Below are 21,395 nucleotides of genomic sequence, written 5' to 3'. Positions count from 1 at the left end.
TCATGGGCATGCCTCGCGGCCGCTCCTCGCCGTGCGGCACGTGACCCCGGCCGGGAATCACAGGAACGGCCCGCACCCCTGACCGGGTGCGGCAGAGCCGCGCATCCGCCCGTTGTCTCACCCCGCTGGGAGCTGCCCCATGAGACGTCCAAGAACAGTCGGCGCCGTCCTGAGCGCCTTGGCCACCGTCGTCGCGTCCGCCGGCCTGGTCCTCGGATCAGGCGCCGGCGCACAGGCCGCCGCAACCGCCGCCACTCCCCTGCCCGCCCATGTCTTCGCCCCGTACTTCGAGGCATGGAACGGCGACAGCCCGGCCGCCCTCTCACAGGCGTCCGGCGCCAAGTACCTGACCATGGCCTTCATCCAGACGGAGGCCCGCGGTTCCTGCACCCCCTACTGGAACGGCGATGCGGGCACACCCATCGCCCAGTCCGAGTTCGGCGCCGACTTCACCACCATCCGCTCGCGCGGCGGTGATGTGATCCCGTCGTTCGGCGGCTACTCGGCCGACAACGGCGGCACCGAGATCGCCGACAGCTGCACGAACGTCGACTCCATCGCGGCCGCGTACGAGAAGGTCATCACGACCTACGACGTGTCCCGCCTCGACATGGACATCGAGGACAACTCGCTGGAGAACAGCGCCGGGATCGACCGCCGCAACAAGGCGATCAAGAAGGTCCAGGACTGGGCGGCCGCCAACGGCCGTTCGGTGCAGATCTCGTACACCCTGCCCACCACGACCGGCGGACTCGCGGCCAGCGGCCTCGCCGTGCTCAAGAACGCGGTCTCCAACGGCGCCCAGGTCGATGTCGTGAACCTCATGACGTTCGACTACTACGACGGTGCCGCCCACAACATGGCGCAGGACACCCAGACGGCCATCACCGGCCTCAAGGGCCAGCTGGCCAAGCTCTACCCGTCGAAGACCGACGCCCAGCTGTGGGGCATGACCGGCATCATCGAGATGCCGGGCATCGACGACTACGGCCCGGCCGAGACCTTCACGACGGCCGATGCCACCTCGGTCTACAACTGGGCCGTCTCCAAGGGCGTCAGCACACTGTCGTTCTGGGCGCTCCAGCGCGACAACGGCGGCTGCCCCGGCACGGGCGGGAGCGACACCTGCTCCGGCATCGCGCAGGACACCTGGTACTTCAGCCACACCTTCGCCCCGTTCACGAGCGGCGGCACCGGTCCGGTGACGGACGACTACTCGGTGGCCGTAGCCCCCGCATCGGCGACGGTCGCGCCGGGCGGTTCGGCCACGGCCACGGTGAAGACCGCGGTCACCTCGGGGAGCGCCAAGACCGTCGCACTGACGACGAGCGGGGCGCCGGCCGGTGTGACGGCGGCGCTCAGCCCCACGTCGGTCACGGCAGGGGGCACGTCGACCCTGACCGTGAACGCCTCGGCGTCAGCCGCGCCCGGCACGTACACGATCTCGGTGAACGGCGCATCGGGCACACTCAGCCACGCCGCGAGCCTCACCCTCACGGTGTCCGGTCCGGGCGGTGGCACGGGATCGCTGGTGAACGGCGACTTCGAGACCGGCTCGCTCGGTCCCTGGACCTGTGAGTCCGGCGGCGCGGTCGTCTCCAACCCGGTGCACGGCGGTACGCACGCCCTCGCCGCGGCGGCCACCTCCTCGCAGACCGGCGAATGCGCCCAGACGCTCACCCTGTCCCCCAACACCAAGTACACGCTCAGCGGCTGGGTGCAGGGCAGCTACGGGTACCTCGGCGTCAAGGGCGGCGCCACGGCGAGCACCTGGGGTTCGTCGAGCGGCTACGCCAAGCAGTCGGTGGCCTTCACCACCGGTGCGAGCGGCACGGTGACCGTCTATCTGCACGGCTGGTACGGGCAGGGCACGGTCTACGGGGACGACCTCTCCGTGACCTCCTGACCCACGGACCGGCGGAGCCCCGGCTCCGGAGGCGGGCGGCCTCCGGAGCCGGGGCTCCGCTGTCTCAGCGGTGGACCCTGCGGGTGGCTCGCAGCCACTCCTTGTTCATGGCGGAGATCGACGGCAGGGGGATGCCCTTCGGACAGGCCGTGGCGCACTCCCCGGTGAGGGTGCAGCCGCCGAAGCCCTCGCTGTCCATCTGTCCCACCATGTCCAGCACCCGGGTCTCACGCTCGGGAGCGCCCTGGGGCAGCACGTTGAGGTGGTTGACCTTCGCCGAGGTGAACAGCATCGCCGAGCCGTTGGGGCAGGCCGCGACGCAGGCGCCGCAGCCGATGCACTCGGCGTGCTCGAAGGCGAAGTCGGCGTCCGGCTTGGGCACGGGCGTGGCGTGCGCGTCGGGTGCGGTGCCGGTGGGGGCGGAGATGTAGCCGCCGGCCTGGATGATCCGGTCGAAGGCCGAACGGTCCACGACCAGGTCCTTGACGACCGGGAACGCCGAGGCGCGCCAGGGCTCGATGTCGATGGTGTCGCCGTCCCGGAAGGACCGCATGTGGAGCTGGCAGGTGGTGGTGCGCTCCGGGCCGTGGGCGTCGCCGTTGATGACCAGGCTGCACGCGCCGCAGATGCCTTCGCGGCAGTCGTGGTCGAAGGCGACGGGGTCGTCGCCGGCGAGGGTGAGCTCCTCGTTGAGCGTGTCGAGCATCTCCAGGAACGACATGTCCGGTGAGATCCCGTCCACGTCGTAGGTGGACATGGCGCCGGGGGCGTCGGCGTTCTTCTGGCGCCAGACGCGCAGGGTGAGCTTCATGCGTAGCTCCGCTGAGTGGGGTGGACGTACTCGAAGACGAGGTCTTCCTTGTGCAGGACGGGGGCTTCGCCGGTGTCGGTGAACTCCCAGGCCGCTCCGTAGGAGAACTCCTCGTCGCGCCGGGCCGCCTCGCCGTCCGGGGTCTGCGACTCCTCGCGGAAGTGGCCTCCGCAGGACTCCGCGCGGTGCAGGGCGTCGAGGCACATCAGCTCGGCGAGCTCCAGGTAGTCGACGATGCGGTTGGCCTTCTCCAGCGACTGGTTGAACTCCTCGCCGGTGCCGGGGACCTTGATGCGGCGCCAGAACTCCTCGCGGATCTGCGGGATCCGGCCGAGCGCCTTGCGCAGCCCCTCCTCGGTACGCGCCATGCCGCAGTACTCCCACATGAGTTCACCGATCTCGCGGTGGAAGGAGTCGGGGGTGCGGTCCCCGTCGACGGCCAGCAGCAGATGGAGCCGGTCCTCGGTCTCGGCGACGGCCTCCTCGACGGCGGGGTGGGAGGCGTCGATCTCGTCGTGGTGCGGGCTGCGGGCCAGGTAGTCGTTGATGGTCGACGGGAGGACGAAGTAGCCGTCGGCAAGGCCCTGCATCAGCGCCGAGGCACCCAGCCGGTTGGCGCCGTGGTCGGAGAAGTTGGCCTCGCCGATCGCGAACAGGCCCGGGATCGTGGTCTGGAGGTCGTAGTCGACCCAGAGCCCGCCCATCGTGTAGTGCACGGCGGGATAGATCCGCATCGGGGTCTCGTACGGGTTCTCCGCCGTGATCTGCGCGTACATGTCGAAGAGGTTGCCGTACTTCTCCTCGACCTTCGCCCGGCCCATCCGCCCGATGGCCTCGGCGAAGTCGAGGTAGACGCCCTGTCCGCCGGGTCCCACCCCGCGGCCCTCGTCGCAGACGTTCTTCGCGGCGCGGGAGGCGATGTCGCGGGGCACGAGGTTCCCGAAGGCGGGGTAGATGCGCTCCAGGTAGTAGTCGCGCTCGTCCTCGGGAATCTCGTTCGCGGGCCGGTTGTCGCCCGGTGCCTTCGGCACCCAGATGCGGCCGTCGTTGCGGAGCGATTCACTCATCAGCGTCAGTTTGGACTGGTGGTCGCCGGTGCGCGGGATGCACGTGGGATGGATCTGGGTGAAGCAGGGGTTGGCGAAGTAGGCGCCGCGCCGGTGGGCGCGCCAGATGGCGGTGGCGTTGGAGTTCATCGCGTTGGTCGACAGATAGAAGACGTTGCCGTAGCCACCGCTGGCCAGCACGACGGCGTCGGCGAAGTACGTCTCGATCCTTCCGGTGACCAGGTCGCGGGCGACGATGCCACGGGCCTTGCCGTCGACGACGACCAGGTCGAGCATCTCGGTACGGGGGTGAAGTTCGACGTTGCCCGCGGCGATCTGCCGGGACAGCGCCTGGTAGGCGCCGAGGAGCAGCTGCTGCCCCGTCTGGCCGCGGGCGTAGAAGGTTCGGGAGACCTGGACGCCGCCGAAGGAGCGGTTGTCGAGGAGACCGCCGTACTCGCGGGCGAAGGGAACGCCCTGCGCCACGCACTGGTCGATGATCTCGACGGAGATCTGGGCGAGCCGGTGAACGTTGGACTCGCGGGCGCGGAAGTCACCGCCCTTGACGGTGTCGTAGAAGAGCCGGTGGACCGAGTCGCCGTCGTTGCGGTAGTTCTTCGCCGCGTTGATGCCGCCTTGAGCTGCGACCGAATGGGCCCGTCGGGGCGAGTCCTGGAAGCAGAACTGGAGGACGTGGTAGCCCTGTTCGGCCAGTGTGGCGCCGGCCGAACCGCCGGCGAGACCGGTGCCGACGACGATGACGGTGTGCTTGCGGCGGTTGGCCGGGTTGACCAGCTTCGCCTCGAAGCGGCGGGTGTCCCAGCGTTCGGCGACGGGTCCCTGCGGGGCCTTGGTGTCGGCGACGGGCTCCCCGGTCGCGTATGCGGTGTAGTCGTTCATGTCAGCTCACCACTCCGGTCATGACGGCGACGGGTACCGAGACGAAGCCCACGGTCAGCACCAGTGCAAGGATGTTGGCGGTGGTCTTCAGGACACGGTCGCGGGTTGCGCGGCCGGCGCCGAGTGTCTGCGCCGCGCTCCAGAACCCGTGCCGGACGTGCAGTCCCATGGCGAGCATGGCGACGATGTAGATGACGTTGCCGTACCAGGTGGAGAAGGTGTCGACGACGTTCTGGTACGGGTGCCCGGACTGGAATCCGCCGGTGTGCACGGTGCCGGTCGTCAGGTCGAGGATGTGCCAGACGATGAACAGCCCCATGATGATGCCGCCGTAGCGCATGGTGCGGGTGGCATAGCTCGCGCGCGGCTTGCTGTGTACGTACTTGCTCGGGCGCGCCCTCAGGTCGCGCCGGCTGAGCTGGTACGCGGAGACGGCGTGCAGGACGACGGCGGCGACGAGCACGACGCGCACGATCCACAGCGCCCACTCGTGGTGCAGGAACGGCTCACCCATCACGCGCAGCCAGTGCGCGTAGCCGTTGAACTCGTCGGACCCGAAGAAGATCTTCAGATTGCCGACCATGTGGACGACCAAGTAGAGGAGCATGATCAGGCCGCTCACGGCCATGATCACCTTCTTGCCGACGGACGAGTCCCAGAGCGTGCGCGTCATGGACGGCCGTCGGTCCGTCCGTGTTGCCAATGCCATGGACACGACGCTAGGGCCGAAGGGCCCGATCAGTCCAAGACATGGAACGCCTCATCTCCATAGGCTTGGACTATCACGAGGGGTAGGGTGCGTATATGCAGTTCCAGCAGCTCACGTATTTCGTGGCGGTCGCCGAGGCACGGCACTTCACCCGCGCCGCGGAGGAGGTGCACGTCTCACAGCCCTCGCTCTCCCAGCAGATCAGGGCCCTGGAGAACGAGCTGGGTGCCGAGCTGTTCAGCCGGGCCCGGGGCAACATCACCCTGACGGACGCGGGCGAGGCCCTGCTGCCGCTCGCGCGGCGCATCCTGGCCGACGCCGACACCGCCCGGCACGAGGTCCAGGAGCTGGCCCAGCTGCGCCGCGGCCGGGTCAGGCTGGGCGCGACCCCCAGCCTCTGCACGGGGCTGCTGCCCGACGTCCTGCGCGCCTTCCATGATCTGCATCCGGGGATCCAGCTGCTGATCGAGGAGGGCGGCTCGCACGACCTGGTACGGGAGCTGGCGCGCGGCACACTCGATCTGGCCCTGGTGGTACTGCCGCTGCCCGCGGCCTCACCGGCCCTGACCACCGTCGAACTGCTCCAGGAGGACCTTGTGGTGGTCTCCTCGGCGGCCGCCCCGCGGCCCGGCAGGGGCGGCCGCGTCAGGATCTCCGATCTCCAGGGAGAGCCGCTGGTGATGTTCCGGCACGGCTACGACCTGCGGGAGCTGACCGTGGCCGCCTGCCGGGCCGAGGGCTTCGAGCCGTCGTTCACCGTGGAGGGCGGCGAGATGGACGCTGTCCTCGGCTTCGTGCGCGCCGGTCTGGGCGTCGCCGTGGTCCCCAGCATGGTGGCCGACCGGGCCGGCCACGACCTGCGGACCACCCCGCTGGCCCGGCCCGGGCTGCGCCGTACGATCGCGCTGGCGCACCGCAGCGACGTGGCCCCGCCGCGGGCGGCACGCGAGCTGCAGCGGGTGCTGCTGGCGAGCCGGGCAGCCGCCGGACGGGCGGCACAACCGGCCCCGTCCGGCGAGTGACACCTGGGCCCGGCCCGCTCACTCCCCGTCCGGCGAATGACACCCCGTGCCCGGTCCGCTCACACCGCGTCGGCCAGCAGCAGGGAGTGGATCCGGTCCGGTGCGCCGGGCCGCGCGTAGTACCAGCCCTGAGCCGTGTCGCAGCCCAGCTCGCGGAGCTGGTCCGCCTGGGCCCGTGTCTCCACGCCCTCCACCGTCACCGCCAGGTCGAGGCTGTGCGCGAGTGACACGATCCCCTCGACGATCTTCAGGTCCACCGGGTCGGCCGGGTGGTGCTGCATCCCCTGGGTGAAGGAACGGTCCAGTTTCAGCACGCTGACCGGCAGCCGCCGCAGGTTCGCCAGGTTCGAGTACCCCGTGCCGAAGTCGTCGAGCGCTATGTCGACGCCCATCTCGGCCAGTTGGCGCAGCGGCTTCAGGAGATCGTCGTCGGCCCCGATCAGCGCCGACTCGGTGACCTCCAGGCACAGGGCCCCCGGCTCGAGACCCGAGCGTTCCAGGACGTCGACGGTCTCCGCCACCAGTCGCGGGTGGTGGAGCTGGGTCGGCGAGAGGTTGACGTTGATCCGCAGCGGACCGCCGTCGGAATGCCGCTCCTGCCAGAAGTTGGCCTGGCGGACCGACTCCTCCAGCACCCAGCGGCCGAGCGGCACGATCAGCCCGGTGTGCTCGGCCAGCGCGATGAACCGGTCGGGCCCGAGTACCCCGTGCTGCGGGTGGCACCAGCGCACCAGCGCCTCCGCGCCGTGGACCGAACCGTCGCCGAGGTGCACCAGCGGCTGGTACTCGATGAAGAACTCACCGCGCTCCAGCGCGGCCGGCAGGGCCGTGGTCAGTCCGTGCCGGGTGATGGCCCGCGCGTCCGCCTCGGCGTCGGCGAGCTCGAAGCGGTTGCCGCCCGCCGACTTGGCCCGGTACATCGTGATGTCGGCACTGCGCAGCACCTCTGCCGCGTTGCGTTCGGCGGCGGGCCCCTCGACGACCCCGATGGACCCGCGGACGGTCAGCTCACGGCCGTCGATCCGGATCGGCGTGGCGAGCACACCGAGGATCCGGCAGGCGAGTTCGTCGACCTCCTCGGCGGTGTCGGGACCCGTCGTCAGGGCCACGAACTCGTCGCCCCCGAGCCGCGCCACCATTTCGCCCTGAGCTGTCGCGCAGCTCTGCAGCCGGTCCGCGACCTCGACGAGCAGCCGGTCGCCCGCGGCGTGACCCAGGCTGTCGTTGATCGCCTTGAAGCCGTCCAGGTCCAGGTAGCAGAGACCGAATCGGCTTCCGTCCCTTGCTGAGAGCGCTTTCTCGAGACGCTCGAAGAAGAGGGTGCGGTTCGGCAGACCGGTGAGCGCGTCGTGCGTGGCCTCGTACCGCAGCCGCAGGTTGAGCAGCCGGCGCTCGGTGGTGTCCTCCATGAGTGCCAGCTGGTACTCCGGCTGCCCCTCCGAGTCGCGCAGCAGGGACACCGTCAGATTGGTCCACAGGACGGTGCCGTCGTTGCGGTAGTACGGCTTCTCGACCCGGTAGTGCTCGCGTTCGCCGCGTACCAGCTCGTGGTAGTACTTCCAGACGTGCGGGGAGTCCTCGGGGTGGACCCACTCGTCGACCCGGTAGCCGCGGACGTGGGTCTCCAGCCCGCCGAACATCCGGGTGAGGGTGTCGTTGACCTCCAGCACGTTGCCGTCCAGGTCGGCGATCCCGATGCCGATGGCGGCGTCCTTGAAGACGGCACGGAAGCGCGCCTCCGTGGCGTGCAGCGCCTGCTCGGCATGGGAACGCGCGGTGAGCGCCGAGCGGGCGATGGCCTCCTGTTCGGCCAGGGTCCGCTCGCGCAGGGCCTGGGTGAATCCGCCCGCGACCGCGTGCTGGATCCGGGCGCATCGGGACCGGCTGTCCTCGGTCGACAGTGCCTGGGGTCCGTTGCCTCCGCAGTAGAGCACCAGGTACGAGTCGACGACGCCGAGGGTGGAGCTGAGGGCGTCCGGGTCCGTGCAGTGCGCCGCGACGAGCGCGCCGCCCACCGCGCCCGCCGGTGCCGCGTCGAAGGGGCGGGCGTGCAGGATGTCGCTGAGCGTGCGCGCCAGCGGAAGCAGATGCTGCTCGAACTCCGGCCGGGTCATGGAGGTGGCGGTCGACGGGAAGATCGCCCGGCTCCATATCGTGGCGAATCTCCGGAGCCGGTCTTCGGGGCCGTCGGGCGCCGCGTCCGGGGCTCCGGACGACTGGGCGGGAATACTCACGCCTTGCGTCCCACTCCTGCGAAGCCCGAGAAGGCGAATGGGTCCTCGTTCTCCGTCACGACCGGGGTGTCGGGGCGCCAGAGCGGCATCGACACGAGGCCGGGCTCGACCAGCCGGTAGCCGTCGAAGAAACGGGTGACCTCGTCGCGCGAGCGCATGACCAGCGGGTTGCGGATGTTCTTGTACACCCCGACCGTCCCTCCGGCCTCCTCCTGCGTCAGCGGAATCCCCTCGTACGAGGCGTGGGTGATGACGAGAAGGCTGCCGGGCGCCAGCATGTCGCGCAGCTCGGCGACGGCGGTGTGCGGGTCGTCGGAGTCCTCGATGAAGTGGAGTACGGCGACGAGCAGCAGCGCGACCGGGCGGTCCAGGTCGAGAAGCTTGTTGATCTCCGGGTTGTCGCGGATCTCCTCGGGCCGGCGCAGATCGGCGGCGGCTATCACCGCGCGGTCGTTGCCGTCGAGCACGGCCTGGCTGTGTGCGACCGCGACCGGGTCGTGGTCGACGTACGCCACCTTGGCCTGCGGGTCGATCGCATGGGCGACCTCGTGGACATTTCCGAAGGTCGGTATCCCGGAACCGATGTCGAGGAACTGGGTGATGCCTTCGCCCAGTGCGTAGCGCACCGCGCGGCGCATAAAGGCCCGGTTCGCCTGCATGATCTTGGGAAGTCCCGGCATGAACTCCATGGCCTTGCGGGCCGCGTCCCGGTCCACCTCGAAATTGTGCGAGCCGCCCAGATAGAAGTCATACATTCGGGACACGCTCGGCACCGAAATGTCAATGCCTTGCGGTGCCCACGCGGGACGCTCCATCGATGTCTCCAACAAGTCGCCACGGCGATCCGGCCATGTTCATGGTCAGTGTTGACCAGAGGTTACTGATCGACCGCCAGGAGAGCGAGCCGAAACGGAAATTAGCCGTCCGTTATTGGTCACACACCCGTGGCATGTGCAACCGCCCCGTCGCTGCGTGTGACATTCGACGACAGGGCGGTACAAGAAGTTCAGAACAGGACTACTTCGGCGCGTCGACGAGCTTTGTCTGGAGGGGCACCGCGTACCATGTGCCCCCGATACCCTGGCCGTTGGTGTCACCGGGCCCGATGTCCCCGGAGTAGGTATAGACGGGCCGGCAGTCGATGGCCTGCCGCTTGAGCCCATCGGGCCGGTCGAAGGTGACAAAGCCCTTGGTGGTGACACTCTTCACATCATTCCTGGCGAGCGGGGCGACAACCGGCCGCATCGAGAGGCAGGCGCCGGTACAGGCCGACTTCATCGGCCATGCGACATCCTTCTTGAACCGGCAGACCGTCATACCGCGCTTGTCCACGACAATATCGCCGAGTTTCGGATCCTTGCGGACCGGGAGTCCCGAGAGGCCGGCCGGTTCGGCGCCGGACGGGCCGTCTGCGTTCACCGCGGCCTTCTTGCCGTCGGGCGCCACGGCGAACCAGGTTCCGCCCGCTCCCTGCCCCTGGGCGTCCCCGGGCTCGGCATCCTTGGCATAGCGGTGCACCGGCCATCCCGCCAGTGTGAGTTGCCGGGTGCCATCGGCGCGGGTGACCTTCCCGATGAGTGCGGCATCGGTTCCGGCCGCCGCCGTCACATTCCCGGCGGGCAGCGGCGGCCAGGCTTTCGCACAGTCGCCTTCGCAATTCGACGTCGGCGGGCTCGCGGCGCCCTTGTCGAAGCGGTAGAGCGTGAATCCCTCACCGTCCGTCACCACCTTGCCGAGCCTCTCACTGTCCCGGACCGCGAGCTGCCCGGCCCGCTTCGCCGAGGCAGGCTCCGGGTTCGTGTCAACTCCCGTGGCACTCCTGCCCTGTTGCGACGCGGGGCCGCGTCGTTCATGGCCATGGGTACGCGCACCGGCGTCCTCTTTGTTCAATCCGTCCACAGAATTTTCCGGAGCCTCAAACCCCCGGCACCCCAGGTCCCCTCCATCAGGGGAATCCGGCAGATGTCCGGCGTGCCGCCGTGCGGCCCGGAACATGCTCCCCGTCGTGTACGGATCACTCATCGGCCGCCTCGCCGCGGCCGTCGCACTCATATGGCTGCTGACCGCTCCGGCGCCCGCGGCCGCCGACAACTGCGCGTACGCCTCGATCGGGGAGGACGGCGGCAGCTGGGCCGTGGCCGACAGCGGTGACGGCAGCTGCCACGCCGGGCCGGAGCCCCGGCCCACTCCACCGCCGGCGCCGAAGCCGCCACCACCGCCCCCACCCCCGCCTCCTCCGCCGCCACCGCCACCCCCGCCTCCGCCTCCACCGCCGCCACCTCCCGCGCCACCGGAGCCCGAGCCCGCACCGCCGCCGCCTCCACCGCCCCCGCCGCCGTCCCCCTCGCCCTCGCCGTCCGCGCGGCCGGCACCGCCCGAACCCGTGGCCCTTCCCTCGTACCGCAGGCCGGTGCGCAAGGCTCCGGAACGCCACACCTCCCTGGTCACCCTCACCTTGATGATCACAGCCCCTGCGGTGTTCGCCGTCGCCGTGCTACGGCCCCGTTCACGATGACCTCCGGAGACGCACATGTCGGAATGGCTTGTTCTCACCCTCGCCATGGTGGCGGCCAGCGCCGTCGTACTGACCATCGCCGTCCTCAACAACCGCCGGCTCCCGGAGGACGACGACCCGTCCGAAACCCCTGACGTCATCGAGTACATGACGATGATGATCGGCGTGGTCTACGCGATCGTGCTGGGGCTGGCCATCGCGGGCGTCTGGGAGGGCCGCGGCGCCGCCCAGGAGTACGTCCGCCAGGAGGCCCAGGCGCTGCACGAGGTCAGCGAGCGCTCGTCCGTGTACCCGGACGACGTGCGCACCCGGATCCGTGCCGATGTCGACGCCTACGTGGCCTATGTCGTCCACGACGAGTGGCGGACCATGAGCGAGCGCGGCTCGCTCGGCGACCGGGGCGCGGAGCTGCTGGGCCGGGTGCGGGCCGATGTCACGGAGTACCGGCCGAAGACGGACCACGAGGGGCAGGCGTACCAGCCACTGGTCGACCAGGTCGCAGCGGCCGACGACGCACGCAGCGCACGCGGGGAGAGCGCCGGAGCCACCATGCCGGGGGTCGTCTGGTTCGGGCTGATCACCGGAGCGCTGGTGACCGTGGGGCTGATCTTCACGCTGCAGATCCGGAGGACCTTCCGCGAACTCCTGCTGGCCGGTCTCTTCAGCGTGCTGATCGCCTTCCTCCTCTTCCTGATCTGGGACTTCGACGCACCGTTCGGCCGGGGCATCTCGGCCACCGCCGCCCCCTTCCTCGACCTGTTCCCCGGAGCGGCGGGCGGATAGCACTCCCCCGGCCCCGGGCGGGTGCGCCGCCCGGGGGACACCGGTGCCCCATTCGCCGGACCCCGATCGCGGGCAAAATGCGCCACTTCTAGCGTGAGCCGCATCGAGGTGCATTTCTGACGCTTTGTGGAAATCCGTTCCGCAGCTGCTCCTCGGGGACCCGGAGGATTCACCATGCGCGCAATACGTGTCACCCCCGTCGCTCTGCTCGGCGCCGCAGCACTCGCCCTGACCGCCCCGGCCGTGACCGCGTATGCCGCTACAACGGGCGGCCCGTCCGCCGGCGGGAGCGGGTACACCGTCACGCCGTCGGTGATCGCGCCCGGCGGCCAGGTCACCCTGGCGGCCCGGGGATGCTCCACGACGGCCACGGCGTCCTCGGGGGTGTTCGACACCGTCACCATCCCGAGGAACGGCAGCAGCAGGGCAACGGTCGACTGGGACGCCAAGCCGGGCGCCGCCTATGAGGTGACGTTCACCTGCAACACGTCACCGAGCTCCACGGCCAAGGTGAACCTCACCATCAGCGCGGCCACCAGCACACCCACCACGAGCTCGACCAGCTCGACGAGCTCCGCGGTGTCGCCGGCATCAACGGCCTCCCCGGCCGGTGTGCAGGGTGGGCTCGGCGGCAGCATCGACAGCATGAACTCCGGCGAGATCGTGGCCGGTACCGCGCTGGCGGTGGTCGCCGCGGCCGGCACCGTGTTCGTGGTGCGGCGGCGCAAGGAGAACCGTTCGCACTGAGCGGTTCGTCCTGCAGAACGGAAGTCGCCCCGGGTCCTGGTAAAGGACTCGGGGCGACTTCGGTTATCGGGCCGGTGGGTGCGTCTCTACGGTCAGACCGACCCATGGCTCATCCTCCGGCGGCGCATGATGTACATGCCTCCGCCGAGAGCCGCCGAGGCGGCCAGCCCCGCACCGACACCCATCTCCGCCGGGCTCGCGGCCATCGAGCCGCCGAAGCCGCCCTGTGCGCCGCGGCTGTTGAGCACGGTGAAGCGGTGACCGGCCGTCCGGTCGGTGCCGTCGCAGCGCACCGTCAGGTTGTAGGAGCCGGGCGTCGCGTCGTTGAGGATCCGGACCCTGGCATGGCCGACCCGGCCCGCCGAAAGGCGCGTGGTCCGGAAGGCGTTGGACGAGACACTGCCGCCCCGGCCGCAGCCCTCCGCGCTGACCTGCATGGCCGCGCCCTGGTGAACGCGCTCGGGGTCGACGGTCACGTTGTTCGGACCGTTGGGGCGACCGTTGCCGTTCCCATTGCCGTTCCCGTTCCCGTTGCCGTTCCCGTTGCCGTTGCCGTTGCCGTTGCCGTTGCCGTTGCCGTTGCCGTCTCCGTTGTCCCAGTCGCCCGGGTCGCTCCAGTCGTTCTGGTTGTTCTGGTTGTTCTGGTTGGTCCCGTTGTTCTGACCGTTCCCGACGTCTCCACCGGCAGCTGCCATCGGGGCACCGAGCCCGAGAGCGGCGACGGCGGTCGCGGCGACAACGAGAGCGCGTGTAGCACGCATCGTTCGAACCTCCAGTGGGAAGCGCCCCGGAGCTCTGTGTGCGCCGGGAAGGATCGACGAGAACGCCTCCCATGACGAACCCTCACCAGATCCTTGATCCACCGCATTTCGGCACTGCTCCACCCCGGTGATCCGACACACCGTGCGCGCACCCCCGAAACTGATGGATCCGCAGGTCACAGAGCGTCAGAACTTTTATCTGCGCACTACTCCGATGAGCATCCGCATCCGCTCCCGCCACCCGTTCGCACTTCCCTGATCGCCGCCCGGCCGCCCCGCGCCTAGCGTTCCCCTCGTCGCGACGAAGGGAGAACCATGGGCCGGGACAACTGGCGACCCGAACGGATCAGACACTCACCCTGGGGCGCGCTCGCCCTGGCGATGCTCACCGGTCTCGCACTGATGCGGAACGGCGCGGAGCTCTCGCCCGGCCCGCCGCAACCGGTCGCCGCCACCTCGGTCGGCCACCAGAAGGACGCCCCCGGCGCCCCGGTGGCGGGCCCGACCGTGAAGCCGCTCGCGTACGCGCCCGCCGCACGCGTGGCCATTCCGGCCATCCAGGTCGACGCACCGGTCATCGATGTGAACCTCGACGAGAACGGCTGGATCGGGACACCGCCCCCGCAGGACCCCAACCTGGCCGGCTGGTACCAGAACGGCATCGCGCCGGGACAGCTCGGCACCTCCGTCATCGTCGGCCACGTCGACAACCAGGCGGGACCCGCCGTCTTCTACGGTCTGGGCTCGCTGAAGCAGGGCAATCGCATCGAGGTCTCCCGCAGCGACGGCCAGGTCGCGGTGTTCCAGGTCTACGGCGTCGAGGTGTTCTCCAAGAACGACTTCCCCGGCGCCCGGGTGTACGGAGACACCGGTCAGGCGGAGCTGCGGGTCATCACCTGCGGCGGCGGGTTCACGAAGGCCAACGGTTACGACGGCAACGTCGTGGCCTTCGCCCGCCTCGTCGAGACGCGCTGAGGGGCAGCTGCCGGGAGCCGGAACCCCGCCTCCCGGCAGCTGTTGCCGCACGCTTCAGCGACGCGGCGGCACCGTGATCCGGTATCCGTCCTCCAGCAGCTCCGGCAGATAGCGGCGCAGCGCGGCCACGCTCTGCGAACGGTTGCCGCCCGCATCGTGCGAGAGCACCACCACGCCGGGAGCCGCACCGCCGCGGACCCGGCGGACGATGCTGTCGGTGCCGGGCACGGTCCAGTCAAGGGTGTCCACGGTCCAGGCCATCGGTTCCATGCCCATCGCGGCCCCGATCTCGAAGGAATTGCGGTTCCAGGCTCCGTAGGGCGCCCGGTACCAGAGCGGCGGAGCTCCGGTGATCTTCTCGATCACGTCGCTGGTGCGGCCCAGTTCGTCGGTGATGCCGGCCCGGGAGAGCTTGGTGACCAGCGGGTGTGTCCACGAGTGGTTGCCCACGGTGTGCCCGTCATCGGCGATCCGGCGGACCAGATCCTGGTTGTCGTGGGCCATCTCCCCGCAGAGGAAGAACATCGCCCGTACGTCGTACGTGCGCAGCGTGTCCAGGATGTGCGGGGTGTAGAGCGGATCGGGACCGTCGTCGAAGGTCAGCACCATCGCGCGGCCGATGCCGGGCAGCTCCTCGAAAGGCCGGGTCCGGACCGGTGGCAGCGCGGGGCGGTAGCGGGGCGGCGTGTTCGCCGTCATGGGCCTCAGCCGGTAGGCCGACGGACGGGCCCGAAGGGCGGCGGCCCGCGTGCCCGCGGCGCCGGCGGACGGCGGAGCGGCGCGCCGCAGGGGGGTGCCGACGGGGTCCGCGACGACGAGCCGCACAGCGGTTGCGGCGGCCAGCCCGGCGCCCAGCCGCAGCAGTGTTCTGCGCAGGGGCAACCTCTGATCATTTTTCATGACCAACTGCTCGCACGTCCGCTCCCCCACCCTCCTCAACGACACCGGCTGCGGAGGGTTTTGCACCCAATGGGGGGAGCGCATCCGCGCAACCGGGAACCGCACGCCGGGGCACTCCCCGGAGGCCGGGCCGGGGACGGGATCAAGAGCCGATAGCCTCACTGCCGTGACAGATCAGCAGCCTCACCGGTTCGAACGTGGCACGGACGGTCCGAAAGTGATCGTGGCGGGCCTCGACGGTTCCGGTTCCTCCATGCGCGCCGGGGCCTACGCCGCAGGACTCGCCCGTCGTCAGAAGGCCATGCTCGCCCTCGTCTACGTGCAGCCCGTGCTGCCGGCGGGTGCCGCGCTCGGTGCGCCGGTCGGCGATGCGACCGGCGAGGTCGCAGAGGGTCTGGTGAGCGAGATCCGGGCGTCCGCGGAGCGGATGAAGGACATATGGGATGTGCGCTGGGAGTTCCACACCTTCCGCGGTGATCCGTACAACGGGCTGGTGACGGCAGCGGACGAACTCAAGGCGGACGCCGTCGTGGTGGGCGCGTCGGAGTCGGCGGGACACCGGTTCATCGGCTCGGTGGCCGTCCGTCTGGTGAAGGCGGGCCGCTGGCCCGTCACCGTGGTTCCTTAAGGCCTCTCCCCCGCATCGGCGCCGCCCGACCGTTCACCGCACCATTCGCCGCTCCGTGCGACCGCTCGTCGCACGGGGCGGCGTTTGTCCTGTTCCCCCAGGCGTGAATGCGTTCGTATACGCCAGTCAGCAGCGAGGCGGCAGGGGCCTCCGCGGGAAAGGGCGTGCGGCATGACCACGACGACCGATGAGCGGGACCTCGCGGATCTGCAGCGCGAGCACGGACCCGCCCTCTTCCACTTTCTGCTCGGTCTGACGTTCGGCGACCGGCAGCGGGCCGAGGACCTGCTCCAGGAGACGCTGGTGCGGGCCTGGCAGCACCCGGAGGCCTTCGACGGCCCGTACGAATCCATGCGGCCCTGGCTGTTCACCGTCGGCCGCCGGCTGGCGATCGACGCCCGCAGGTCACGGCTGGCCCGGCCGGCCGAGGTCGGCGACGCCGTACTGGAGAGCGCCCCGGGCGGCGAGGACACCGCCGAGTCGGCGGTCGCCGCCCTCGATGTGCGGGAGGCGGTGCGCACCCTCAGCCCGGAGCACCGGGCCGTGCTCGTGCAGATCTACTTCCGCGGGCTGAGCGTGGGCGAGACGGCCCAGGTGCTCGGGATACCGGCCGGCACGGTCAAGTCCCGCTCCTACTACGCGCTGCGCCTGCTCTCCCGTAACCTGCCCGGTTACTCCAGCAGATCCTCCTCGCTCAGCAGCGGCAGCAGGGCGGCCGCCTCCGCGACCGCCACGTAGTCGGCGCAACAGCGGTCGCAGGTCCGCAGGTGGCGCGCGACGTCGCGGGCCTCGGCGGCCGTGAGCGCGTCCAGGACGTAGGCGCCGAGCAACTGCCGCATATGCGGTCCCTCCCCGGGGTCGGCGGTCATCTCCACCTCATGTCTGTGCCGGATCGGGTCCGACGGATCCTGTCCTTCTGGCCACGCGGGGCGCGCTCCCCCGGTTCAATGCTGCGTGAGGGCCACTGGGGCCCCGAGCCCCGGGCAGTCCCCGGCACGGCACCGAGAACGGGAAGAGGCGAGACGGAATGCGCCCGGAACGTCATGACGGAGCAGGCAGCGGCGGGCTGCTGGTCCCGATGGCCTGGATGTGCGCGGAGTACCACGCCGACGAGTTGTTGCGCACCGGCGATCTGATGAAGCCGGCGACGCTGGAGTTCCGGGCGGGGCGCGATGCGCTCGCGCTGACCATCTTCCTCTCCGACGGTGCGGTGGCCGGGGCCCTGCCCGCCACCCGGGTGGACGAGCTGCGTCTGCTGACGGCGTACGGGACACCGTGGCGCCGGTGGGTCTGTGAACGGCTCGGCGCACTCGCGGCCGCCCCGGGCGGCCCGGACCCCGATCTGGCGCTGGCCCGGGTGGCATGGCGGTGGCTCGAGGAGACCGAGCTGCTGGCGGCCGACCTCGAGGCGATCGGCCCGCTGCCCTGGGAGAGCGCCGGGGACGAGGAGGACCCGGACGGGCAGGAGACGGTCCAGGTGTGGACCCCGGCCTGGCAGCTGGGCCTGCCGCTCGGGCATCTGGCGATCCATCTGTACTGAGCCCGTACCCGGACCGTACGGCGCCCCTGCGCCCGTGTCCGGCATCGCTCAGGAACCGTGCACCCCGGCACGGTACTTCGGCAGCCGCACCGTGATCCGCATGCCGGCGCCGATGCCGGTCTCGATGACGAGCCCGTACTCGTCCCCGTAGACCTGGCGCAGCCGTTCGTCGACGTTGAGCAGGCCGATGCCGGTGGACTTGCCGCCCTCGCCGCGCAGGATGTGGCGCAGCCGGCCGGGGTCCATGCCCGTGCCGTCGTCCTCGATGACGACCTCGGCCTCGGAGCCGGCGTCCAGGGCGCTGATGGTGATGCGGCTGGAGGTGACGGCCCCTTCGAGTCCGTGCTTGACGGCGTTCTCGACCAGGGGCTGGAGACAGAGGAAGGGCAGGGCGACGGGCAGGACCTCGGGGGCGACCTGGAGGGTGACCGAGAGCCGTTCACCGAACCGGGCCCGGACGAGGGCCAGGTACTGGTCGATGGAGTGCAGTTCGTCGGCGAGGGTGGTGAAGTCGCCGTGGCTGCGGAAGGAGTAGCGGGTGAAGTCGGCGAACTCGAGCAGGAGCTCGCGGGCCTGCTCGGGGTCGGTCCGGACGAACGAGGCGATGGCGGCCAGTGAGTTGAAGATAAAGTGCGGGGAGATCTGGGCGCGCAGGGCCCTGATCTCGGCCTCGATGAGCTGGGTGCGCGAGCGGTCGAGCTCGGCGAGTTCCAGCTGGACGCAGACCCAGCGGGCGACCTCGCCCGCCGCCCGTGCCAGGACGGCGGACTCGCGCGGGGCGTACGCGATCAGGGCGCCGAGGACCCGGTGGTCGACGGTGAGCGGCACCGCGACGGCCCACCGCAGCGGGCAGTCCAGGTCGTCGCACTCGCTGCGGAAGGCGGTGTCACGGCCGCCGGCGAGGAGGTCCTCCACCTCTTCCATGACGTGCCGGGCGTGGTGGCCGCCCGCGCCGTCCCAGACCAGGACCCTCTCGCGGTCGGTGAGGCACAGGGCGTCGGTGCCCAGCAGCGATCGCAGGCGGCGGGCCGATTTGCGGGCGCTCTCCTCGGTCAGTCCGGCGCGCAGCGGGGGCGCGGCGAGGGAGGCGGTGTGCAGGGTCTCGAACGTGGCGTGTTCGACGGGCGTGCCGACGTCGCTGGTGCGGACGGGGCGGGCGGTACGACGGCCGGCCAGCAGGCCGGTGCCGAACAGGAGCAGGGCGAGCAGCACGATGACGGCGTATCCGGCCCCGGTCATCGGTGCCTCCCGGAGGTCAGGGTTTCGGGCAGGTGGAAGCGGGTCATGGCGGCGTTGGTTCCGGCGGGTATCCGGGCCGGGGTGGCGAGCGAGACCAGGATCATGGCGAGGAAGCCGACCGGCACGGACCAGACGGCCGGCCAGGCGAGCAGGGCGTGCGGCCAGCCGGGCGGGCGCACCGCCCCGCTGACGGTGATCGCGACGGAGAGCAGGGCGGATCCGCCGCCCAGGACGAGTCCCGCCACGGCGCCGGGCGGGGTGAGCCGGCGCCACCAGATGCCGAGGACCAGCAGGGGGCAGAAGGAGGAGGCCGAGACGGCGAACGCCATTCCCACCGAGTCGGCGACCGGGACCCGGCTGACCATCAGTGAGCCGGCCAGCGGTACGGAGATGGCGAGGACGGTGGCCAGCCGGAACTGGCTCACCCCGCGCGAGGGCAGGACGTCCTGGGTGATGACGCCGGCGACGGCCATGGTCAGTCCGGAGGCGGTGGACAGGAACGCGGCGAAGGCACCGCCCGCGACGAGCGCCCCGAGCAGATCGCCGCCGAGCCCGCCGATGACCCGGCCGGGGAGCAGCAGCACGGCGGCGTCCGCGTCGCCGCCCCGGATGAGCTCGGGTGCGTACAGCCTGCCGAGGGCGCCGTAGACGGGCGGCAGGAGGTAGAAGACGCCGATGAGGGCGAGGACGGCGACGGTGGTGCGGCGGGCGTCGCGGCCGTTGGGGCTGGTGTAGAAGCGGACGACGACGTGCGGCAGGCCCATGGTGCCGAGGAAGGTGGCGACGATGAGGCCGTAGGTGGCGTAGAGCGGATGGTCGGCGCGGAAGACGGAAAGCTGCTCGTCGAAGGTGACGCGGGGCCTTCCGTCGCCCTGCCAGGCCAGCACCAGGAAGAGGGCGGGGACCAGCAGCGCGGTCAGTTTCAGCCAGTACTGGAAGACCTGTACGAAGGTGATGGAGCGCATGCCGCCCGCGGCGACGGCCAGGACGACCACCACGGCGACGAGGATGTCGCCGAGCCAGCCGGGCGCCCCGGTCAGGATCTTGAGGGTGAGTCCGGCGCCCTGGAGCTGGGGGACGAGGTAGAGCCAGCCGGCGCCGACGACGAGCACGCTGACGAGCCTGCGTACCTGCCGGGATTCGAGCCGTCCCTCGGCGAAGTCGGGCAGGGTGTACGCCCCCGAGCGGCGCAGGGGTGCGGCGACGAACACGAGCAGCACCAGGTAGCCGGCGGTGTAGCCGACCGGGTACCAGAGCATGTCGGGTCCGTGGACGAGGACGAGTCCGGCGATGCCGAGGAAGGAGGCGGCGGAGAGGTACTCGCCGCTGATCGCGGCCGCGTTCAGCCGGGGCCGCACGGTGCGGGAGGCGACGTAGAAGTCGGAGGTGGTGCGGGAGATCCGCAGCCCGAACCCGCCGACGAGGACGGTGGCGAGAACGACGGCGGCGACGGCCGCCACCGCGTACGTGCGGCTCACGGTGCGGGGCGGCCTTCCACGAGCCGGGCGAAGTCGCTCTCGTTGCGCTCGGCCCGGCGCACGTACCACCAGGCGAGGAGCGTCAGGGGCGGGTAGGCGGCGAAGCCGAGGACGGCCCAGACGACGGCGTCGCTGTGCAGCGCCTCGAAGGCCAGGGGCAGGGTGGCGACCACGGCGGCGAGAGCGCCGAAGGCGGTGAGTCCCGCGCGCAGTTGGCTGCGCATCAGGGAGCGGACGTAGGCGCCGCCGAGGGCGGTCTGTTCGTCGATCTCCGACTGGGTGCGGTAGCGCGGCAGGGGCCGCACCCGCCGTGGCTCCCCCGTCACCACTTCACGCCGGGGCGTCGACTCTGCGGACATGGGGCCGGAGTGTACGCAGCACCGTGCCCCGCTGGGAAGGGGTCCGGGCGTGGGTAGGCGCTGGTCAGCGGCCGGTCTGCCGCATCAGCAGATCGCGCAGCGCGCGGGTGTGGCGGCGGCTGACGGCAAGCGAAGCGGTGCCGATGCGCACGCTCATGCTGCCCGCGTCCAGACGCAGTTCGTCGATCCGGCCGAGCGCCACGAGGTGGCGGCGGTGGATGCGGACGAATCCGCGGGCGCGCCAGCGCTCCTCCAGGGTGGTCAGGGGGACGCGGACGAGGTGGCTGCCGGTGGCTGTGTGCAGCCGGGCGTAGTCGCCCTGGGCCTCGGCGTACGTGATGTCATCGATCGGGACGAAGCGGATGACACCGCCGAGTTCGACGGGGATCTGGTCGTGCGCCGTGTCGTGGACGGGCGCGGAGCGGTCGCCGACCTGTTCGGCGACGCGGCGCACGGCCTCGGCGAGCCGTTCACGGCGTACGGGCTTGAGGACGTAGTCGACGGCCTTGAGGTCGAAGGCGTGCACGGCGAAGCCCTCGTGGGCGGTGACGAAGACGATGAGCGGGGGCGCGGCGAACCCGGCCAGCAACTGGGCGACGTCGAGCCCGGTGAGGCCCGCCATATGGATGTCGAGGAAGACGACGTCGATGGCGGCCGGGTCGTCGGGCCCGGCCTCGACGGCGCTGCCGATGCGCCGCAGCGCCTCGGTGGCGCCGGTGGCTCCCTCGGCGCTGCGGATCCGGGGATCGGCGCGCAGGAGGTACAGCAGTTCCTCCAGGGCGGGTTCTTCGTCGTCGACGGCGAGTACGCGGAGCATGACGCCGGAGTTTAGGGGGTGTGCG

General features: G+C 70.7%; 21 protein-coding genes. 8 read left to right on the top strand and 13 right to left on the bottom strand.

The features are described 5' to 3' along the window. Nucleotides 1-139 precede the first annotated feature (139 nt). The gene (locus tag OG782_RS34315; RefSeq protein ID WP_406457788.1) at nucleotides 140-1,906 is read left to right on the top strand and encodes a glycosyl hydrolase family 18 protein; all 1,767 of its coding nucleotides are present in this window, start codon (nucleotides 140-142) and stop codon (nucleotides 1,904-1,906) included. Between the two features lie 64 nt (nucleotides 1,907-1,970). Here the strand turns inward: OG782_RS34315 and OG782_RS34310 are convergent, their stop codons facing one another. Genes OG782_RS34310 through OG782_RS34300 form a run of 3 tightly spaced genes read right to left on the bottom strand, consistent with a single transcriptional unit; the run spans nucleotide 1,971 to nucleotide 5,372 of the window. After that, on the bottom strand, nucleotides 1,971-2,717 hold the full coding sequence (locus tag OG782_RS34310; RefSeq protein ID WP_406457786.1) for a succinate dehydrogenase/fumarate reductase iron-sulfur subunit: 747 nt from the start codon (nucleotides 2,715-2,717) through the stop codon (nucleotides 1,971-1,973). Then, nucleotides 2,714-4,663 (bottom strand): fumarate reductase/succinate dehydrogenase flavoprotein subunit, encoded by a 1,950-nt coding sequence (locus OG782_RS34305; RefSeq protein WP_406457784.1) that lies wholly within the window; start codon nucleotides 4,661-4,663, stop codon nucleotides 2,714-2,716. Before OG782_RS34305 ends, OG782_RS34310 begins: the two co-directional genes overlap by 4 nt. Nucleotide 4,664: 1 nt before the next feature. Beyond that, nucleotides 4,665-5,372 carry a succinate dehydrogenase gene (locus tag OG782_RS34300; RefSeq protein WP_406457782.1) on the bottom strand — a complete coding sequence of 236 codons (708 nt, stop codon included), beginning with the start codon at nucleotides 5,370-5,372 and terminating at the stop codon, nucleotides 4,665-4,667. Nucleotides 5,373-5,467: 95 nt separating this feature from the next. Here OG782_RS34300 and OG782_RS34295 point away from each other — a divergent pair, with 95 nt between their 5' ends. Then, nucleotides 5,468-6,394 carry a LysR family transcriptional regulator gene (locus OG782_RS34295; protein WP_406457780.1) on the top strand — a complete coding sequence of 309 codons (927 nt, stop codon included), beginning with the start codon at nucleotides 5,468-5,470 and terminating at the stop codon, nucleotides 6,392-6,394. A 59-nt stretch (nucleotides 6,395-6,453) separates the two neighbouring features. Here the strand turns inward: OG782_RS34295 and OG782_RS34290 are convergent, their stop codons facing one another. From OG782_RS34290 to OG782_RS34280, 3 genes are all read right to left on the bottom strand, one after another. Continuing rightward, nucleotides 6,454-8,628, bottom strand: coding sequence for a putative bifunctional diguanylate cyclase/phosphodiesterase (locus tag OG782_RS34290; protein WP_406457778.1), 2,175 nt, complete (start codon nucleotides 8,626-8,628; stop codon nucleotides 6,454-6,456). Further along, nucleotides 8,625-9,443 carry an SAM-dependent methyltransferase gene (locus OG782_RS34285; protein WP_406457776.1) on the bottom strand — a complete coding sequence of 273 codons (819 nt, stop codon included), beginning with the start codon at nucleotides 9,441-9,443 and terminating at the stop codon, nucleotides 8,625-8,627. The genes OG782_RS34290 and OG782_RS34285 overlap by 4 nt, the downstream gene beginning before the upstream one ends. A gap of 202 nt (nucleotides 9,444-9,645) precedes the next feature. Next, nucleotides 9,646-10,650: an SCO0930 family lipoprotein gene (locus tag OG782_RS34280; protein ID WP_406457774.1), complete on the bottom strand. Its 1,005-nt coding sequence runs from the start codon at nucleotides 10,648-10,650 to the stop codon at nucleotides 9,646-9,648. Between the two features lie 508 nt (nucleotides 10,651-11,158). Here OG782_RS34280 and OG782_RS34275 point away from each other — a divergent pair. Next, the gene (locus tag OG782_RS34275; protein ID WP_406457772.1) at nucleotides 11,159-11,926 is read left to right on the top strand and encodes a hypothetical protein; all 768 of its coding nucleotides are present in this window, start codon (nucleotides 11,159-11,161) and stop codon (nucleotides 11,924-11,926) included. 174 nt (nucleotides 11,927-12,100) lie between these two features. Further along, nucleotides 12,101-12,673, top strand: a complete 573-nt coding sequence (locus tag OG782_RS34270; RefSeq protein WP_406457770.1) for a hypothetical protein — start codon at nucleotides 12,101-12,103, stop codon at nucleotides 12,671-12,673. A 92-nt stretch (nucleotides 12,674-12,765) separates the two neighbouring features. On the opposite strand, the gene OG782_RS34265 is transcribed toward OG782_RS34270, so the two are convergent. Beyond that, complete coding sequence (locus OG782_RS34265; RefSeq protein WP_406457768.1) at nucleotides 12,766-13,434, bottom strand: hypothetical protein; 669 nt, start codon at nucleotides 13,432-13,434, stop codon at nucleotides 12,766-12,768. A gap of 315 nt (nucleotides 13,435-13,749) precedes the next feature. Between OG782_RS34265 and OG782_RS34260 the strand changes: the two genes are divergently transcribed. Continuing rightward, the gene (locus OG782_RS34260) at nucleotides 13,750-14,409 is read left to right on the top strand and encodes a class F sortase (protein ID WP_406457766.1); all 660 of its coding nucleotides are present in this window, start codon (nucleotides 13,750-13,752) and stop codon (nucleotides 14,407-14,409) included. 54 nt (nucleotides 14,410-14,463) lie between these two features. Here the strand turns inward: OG782_RS34260 and OG782_RS34255 are convergent, their stop codons facing one another. Continuing rightward, on the bottom strand, nucleotides 14,464-15,309 hold the full coding sequence (locus OG782_RS34255) for a polysaccharide deacetylase family protein (RefSeq protein WP_406457764.1): 846 nt from the start codon (nucleotides 15,307-15,309) through the stop codon (nucleotides 14,464-14,466). Between the two features lie 166 nt (nucleotides 15,310-15,475). On the opposite strand from OG782_RS34255, the gene OG782_RS34250 reads away from it, so the two are divergent. Together OG782_RS34250 and OG782_RS34245 are read left to right on the top strand one after the other, a co-directional pair. After that, nucleotides 15,476-15,937 (top strand): universal stress protein, encoded by a 462-nt coding sequence (locus OG782_RS34250; RefSeq protein ID WP_406457762.1) that lies wholly within the window; start codon nucleotides 15,476-15,478, stop codon nucleotides 15,935-15,937. Between the two features lie 171 nt (nucleotides 15,938-16,108). Next, on the top strand, nucleotides 16,109-16,675 hold the full coding sequence (locus OG782_RS34245) for a sigma-70 family RNA polymerase sigma factor (protein WP_406457760.1): 567 nt from the start codon (nucleotides 16,109-16,111) through the stop codon (nucleotides 16,673-16,675). On the opposite strand, the gene OG782_RS34240 is transcribed toward OG782_RS34245, so the two are convergent. Beyond that, a complete protein-coding gene (locus OG782_RS34240; protein WP_406457758.1) occupies nucleotides 16,609-16,806 on the bottom strand; it encodes a zf-HC2 domain-containing protein in 198 nt (65 codons plus the stop codon). The genes OG782_RS34245 and OG782_RS34240 overlap by 67 nt on opposite strands. A gap of 158 nt (nucleotides 16,807-16,964) precedes the next feature. Between OG782_RS34240 and OG782_RS34235 the strand changes: the two genes are divergently transcribed. Beyond that, nucleotides 16,965-17,477: a hypothetical protein gene (locus OG782_RS34235; protein WP_406457756.1), complete on the top strand. Its 513-nt coding sequence runs from the start codon at nucleotides 16,965-16,967 to the stop codon at nucleotides 17,475-17,477. 48 nt (nucleotides 17,478-17,525) lie between these two features. Here the strand turns inward: OG782_RS34235 and OG782_RS34230 are convergent, their stop codons facing one another. The 4 genes from OG782_RS34230 to OG782_RS34215 all read right to left on the bottom strand — a co-directional run bounded on the left by OG782_RS34230 (nucleotide 17,526) and on the right by OG782_RS34215 (nucleotide 21,370). After that, nucleotides 17,526-18,716: a sensor histidine kinase gene (locus OG782_RS34230; RefSeq protein ID WP_406457754.1), complete on the bottom strand. Its 1,191-nt coding sequence runs from the start codon at nucleotides 18,714-18,716 to the stop codon at nucleotides 17,526-17,528. Beyond that, entirely contained in the window at nucleotides 18,713-20,194 is a 1,482-nt protein-coding gene (locus tag OG782_RS34225) for a cation acetate symporter (protein ID WP_406457752.1), read from the bottom strand. The genes OG782_RS34230 and OG782_RS34225 overlap by 4 nt, the downstream gene beginning before the upstream one ends. Beyond that, complete coding sequence (locus OG782_RS34220) at nucleotides 20,191-20,553, bottom strand: hypothetical protein (RefSeq protein WP_406457750.1); 363 nt, start codon at nucleotides 20,551-20,553, stop codon at nucleotides 20,191-20,193. Before OG782_RS34220 ends, OG782_RS34225 begins: the two co-directional genes overlap by 4 nt. A 64-nt stretch (nucleotides 20,554-20,617) precedes the next feature. Next, nucleotides 20,618-21,370, bottom strand: coding sequence for a LytR/AlgR family response regulator transcription factor (locus tag OG782_RS34215; protein WP_406457748.1), 753 nt, complete (start codon nucleotides 21,368-21,370; stop codon nucleotides 20,618-20,620). Nucleotides 21,371-21,395 lie beyond the last annotated feature (25 nt).

Source organism: Streptomyces sp. NBC_00876, from assembly GCF_045207435.1.
In the GTDB taxonomy this organism is placed as follows: domain Bacteria; phylum Actinomycetota; class Actinomycetes; order Streptomycetales; family Streptomycetaceae; genus Streptomyces.
This window is presented reverse-complemented; position numbering and strand designations above follow the sequence as displayed.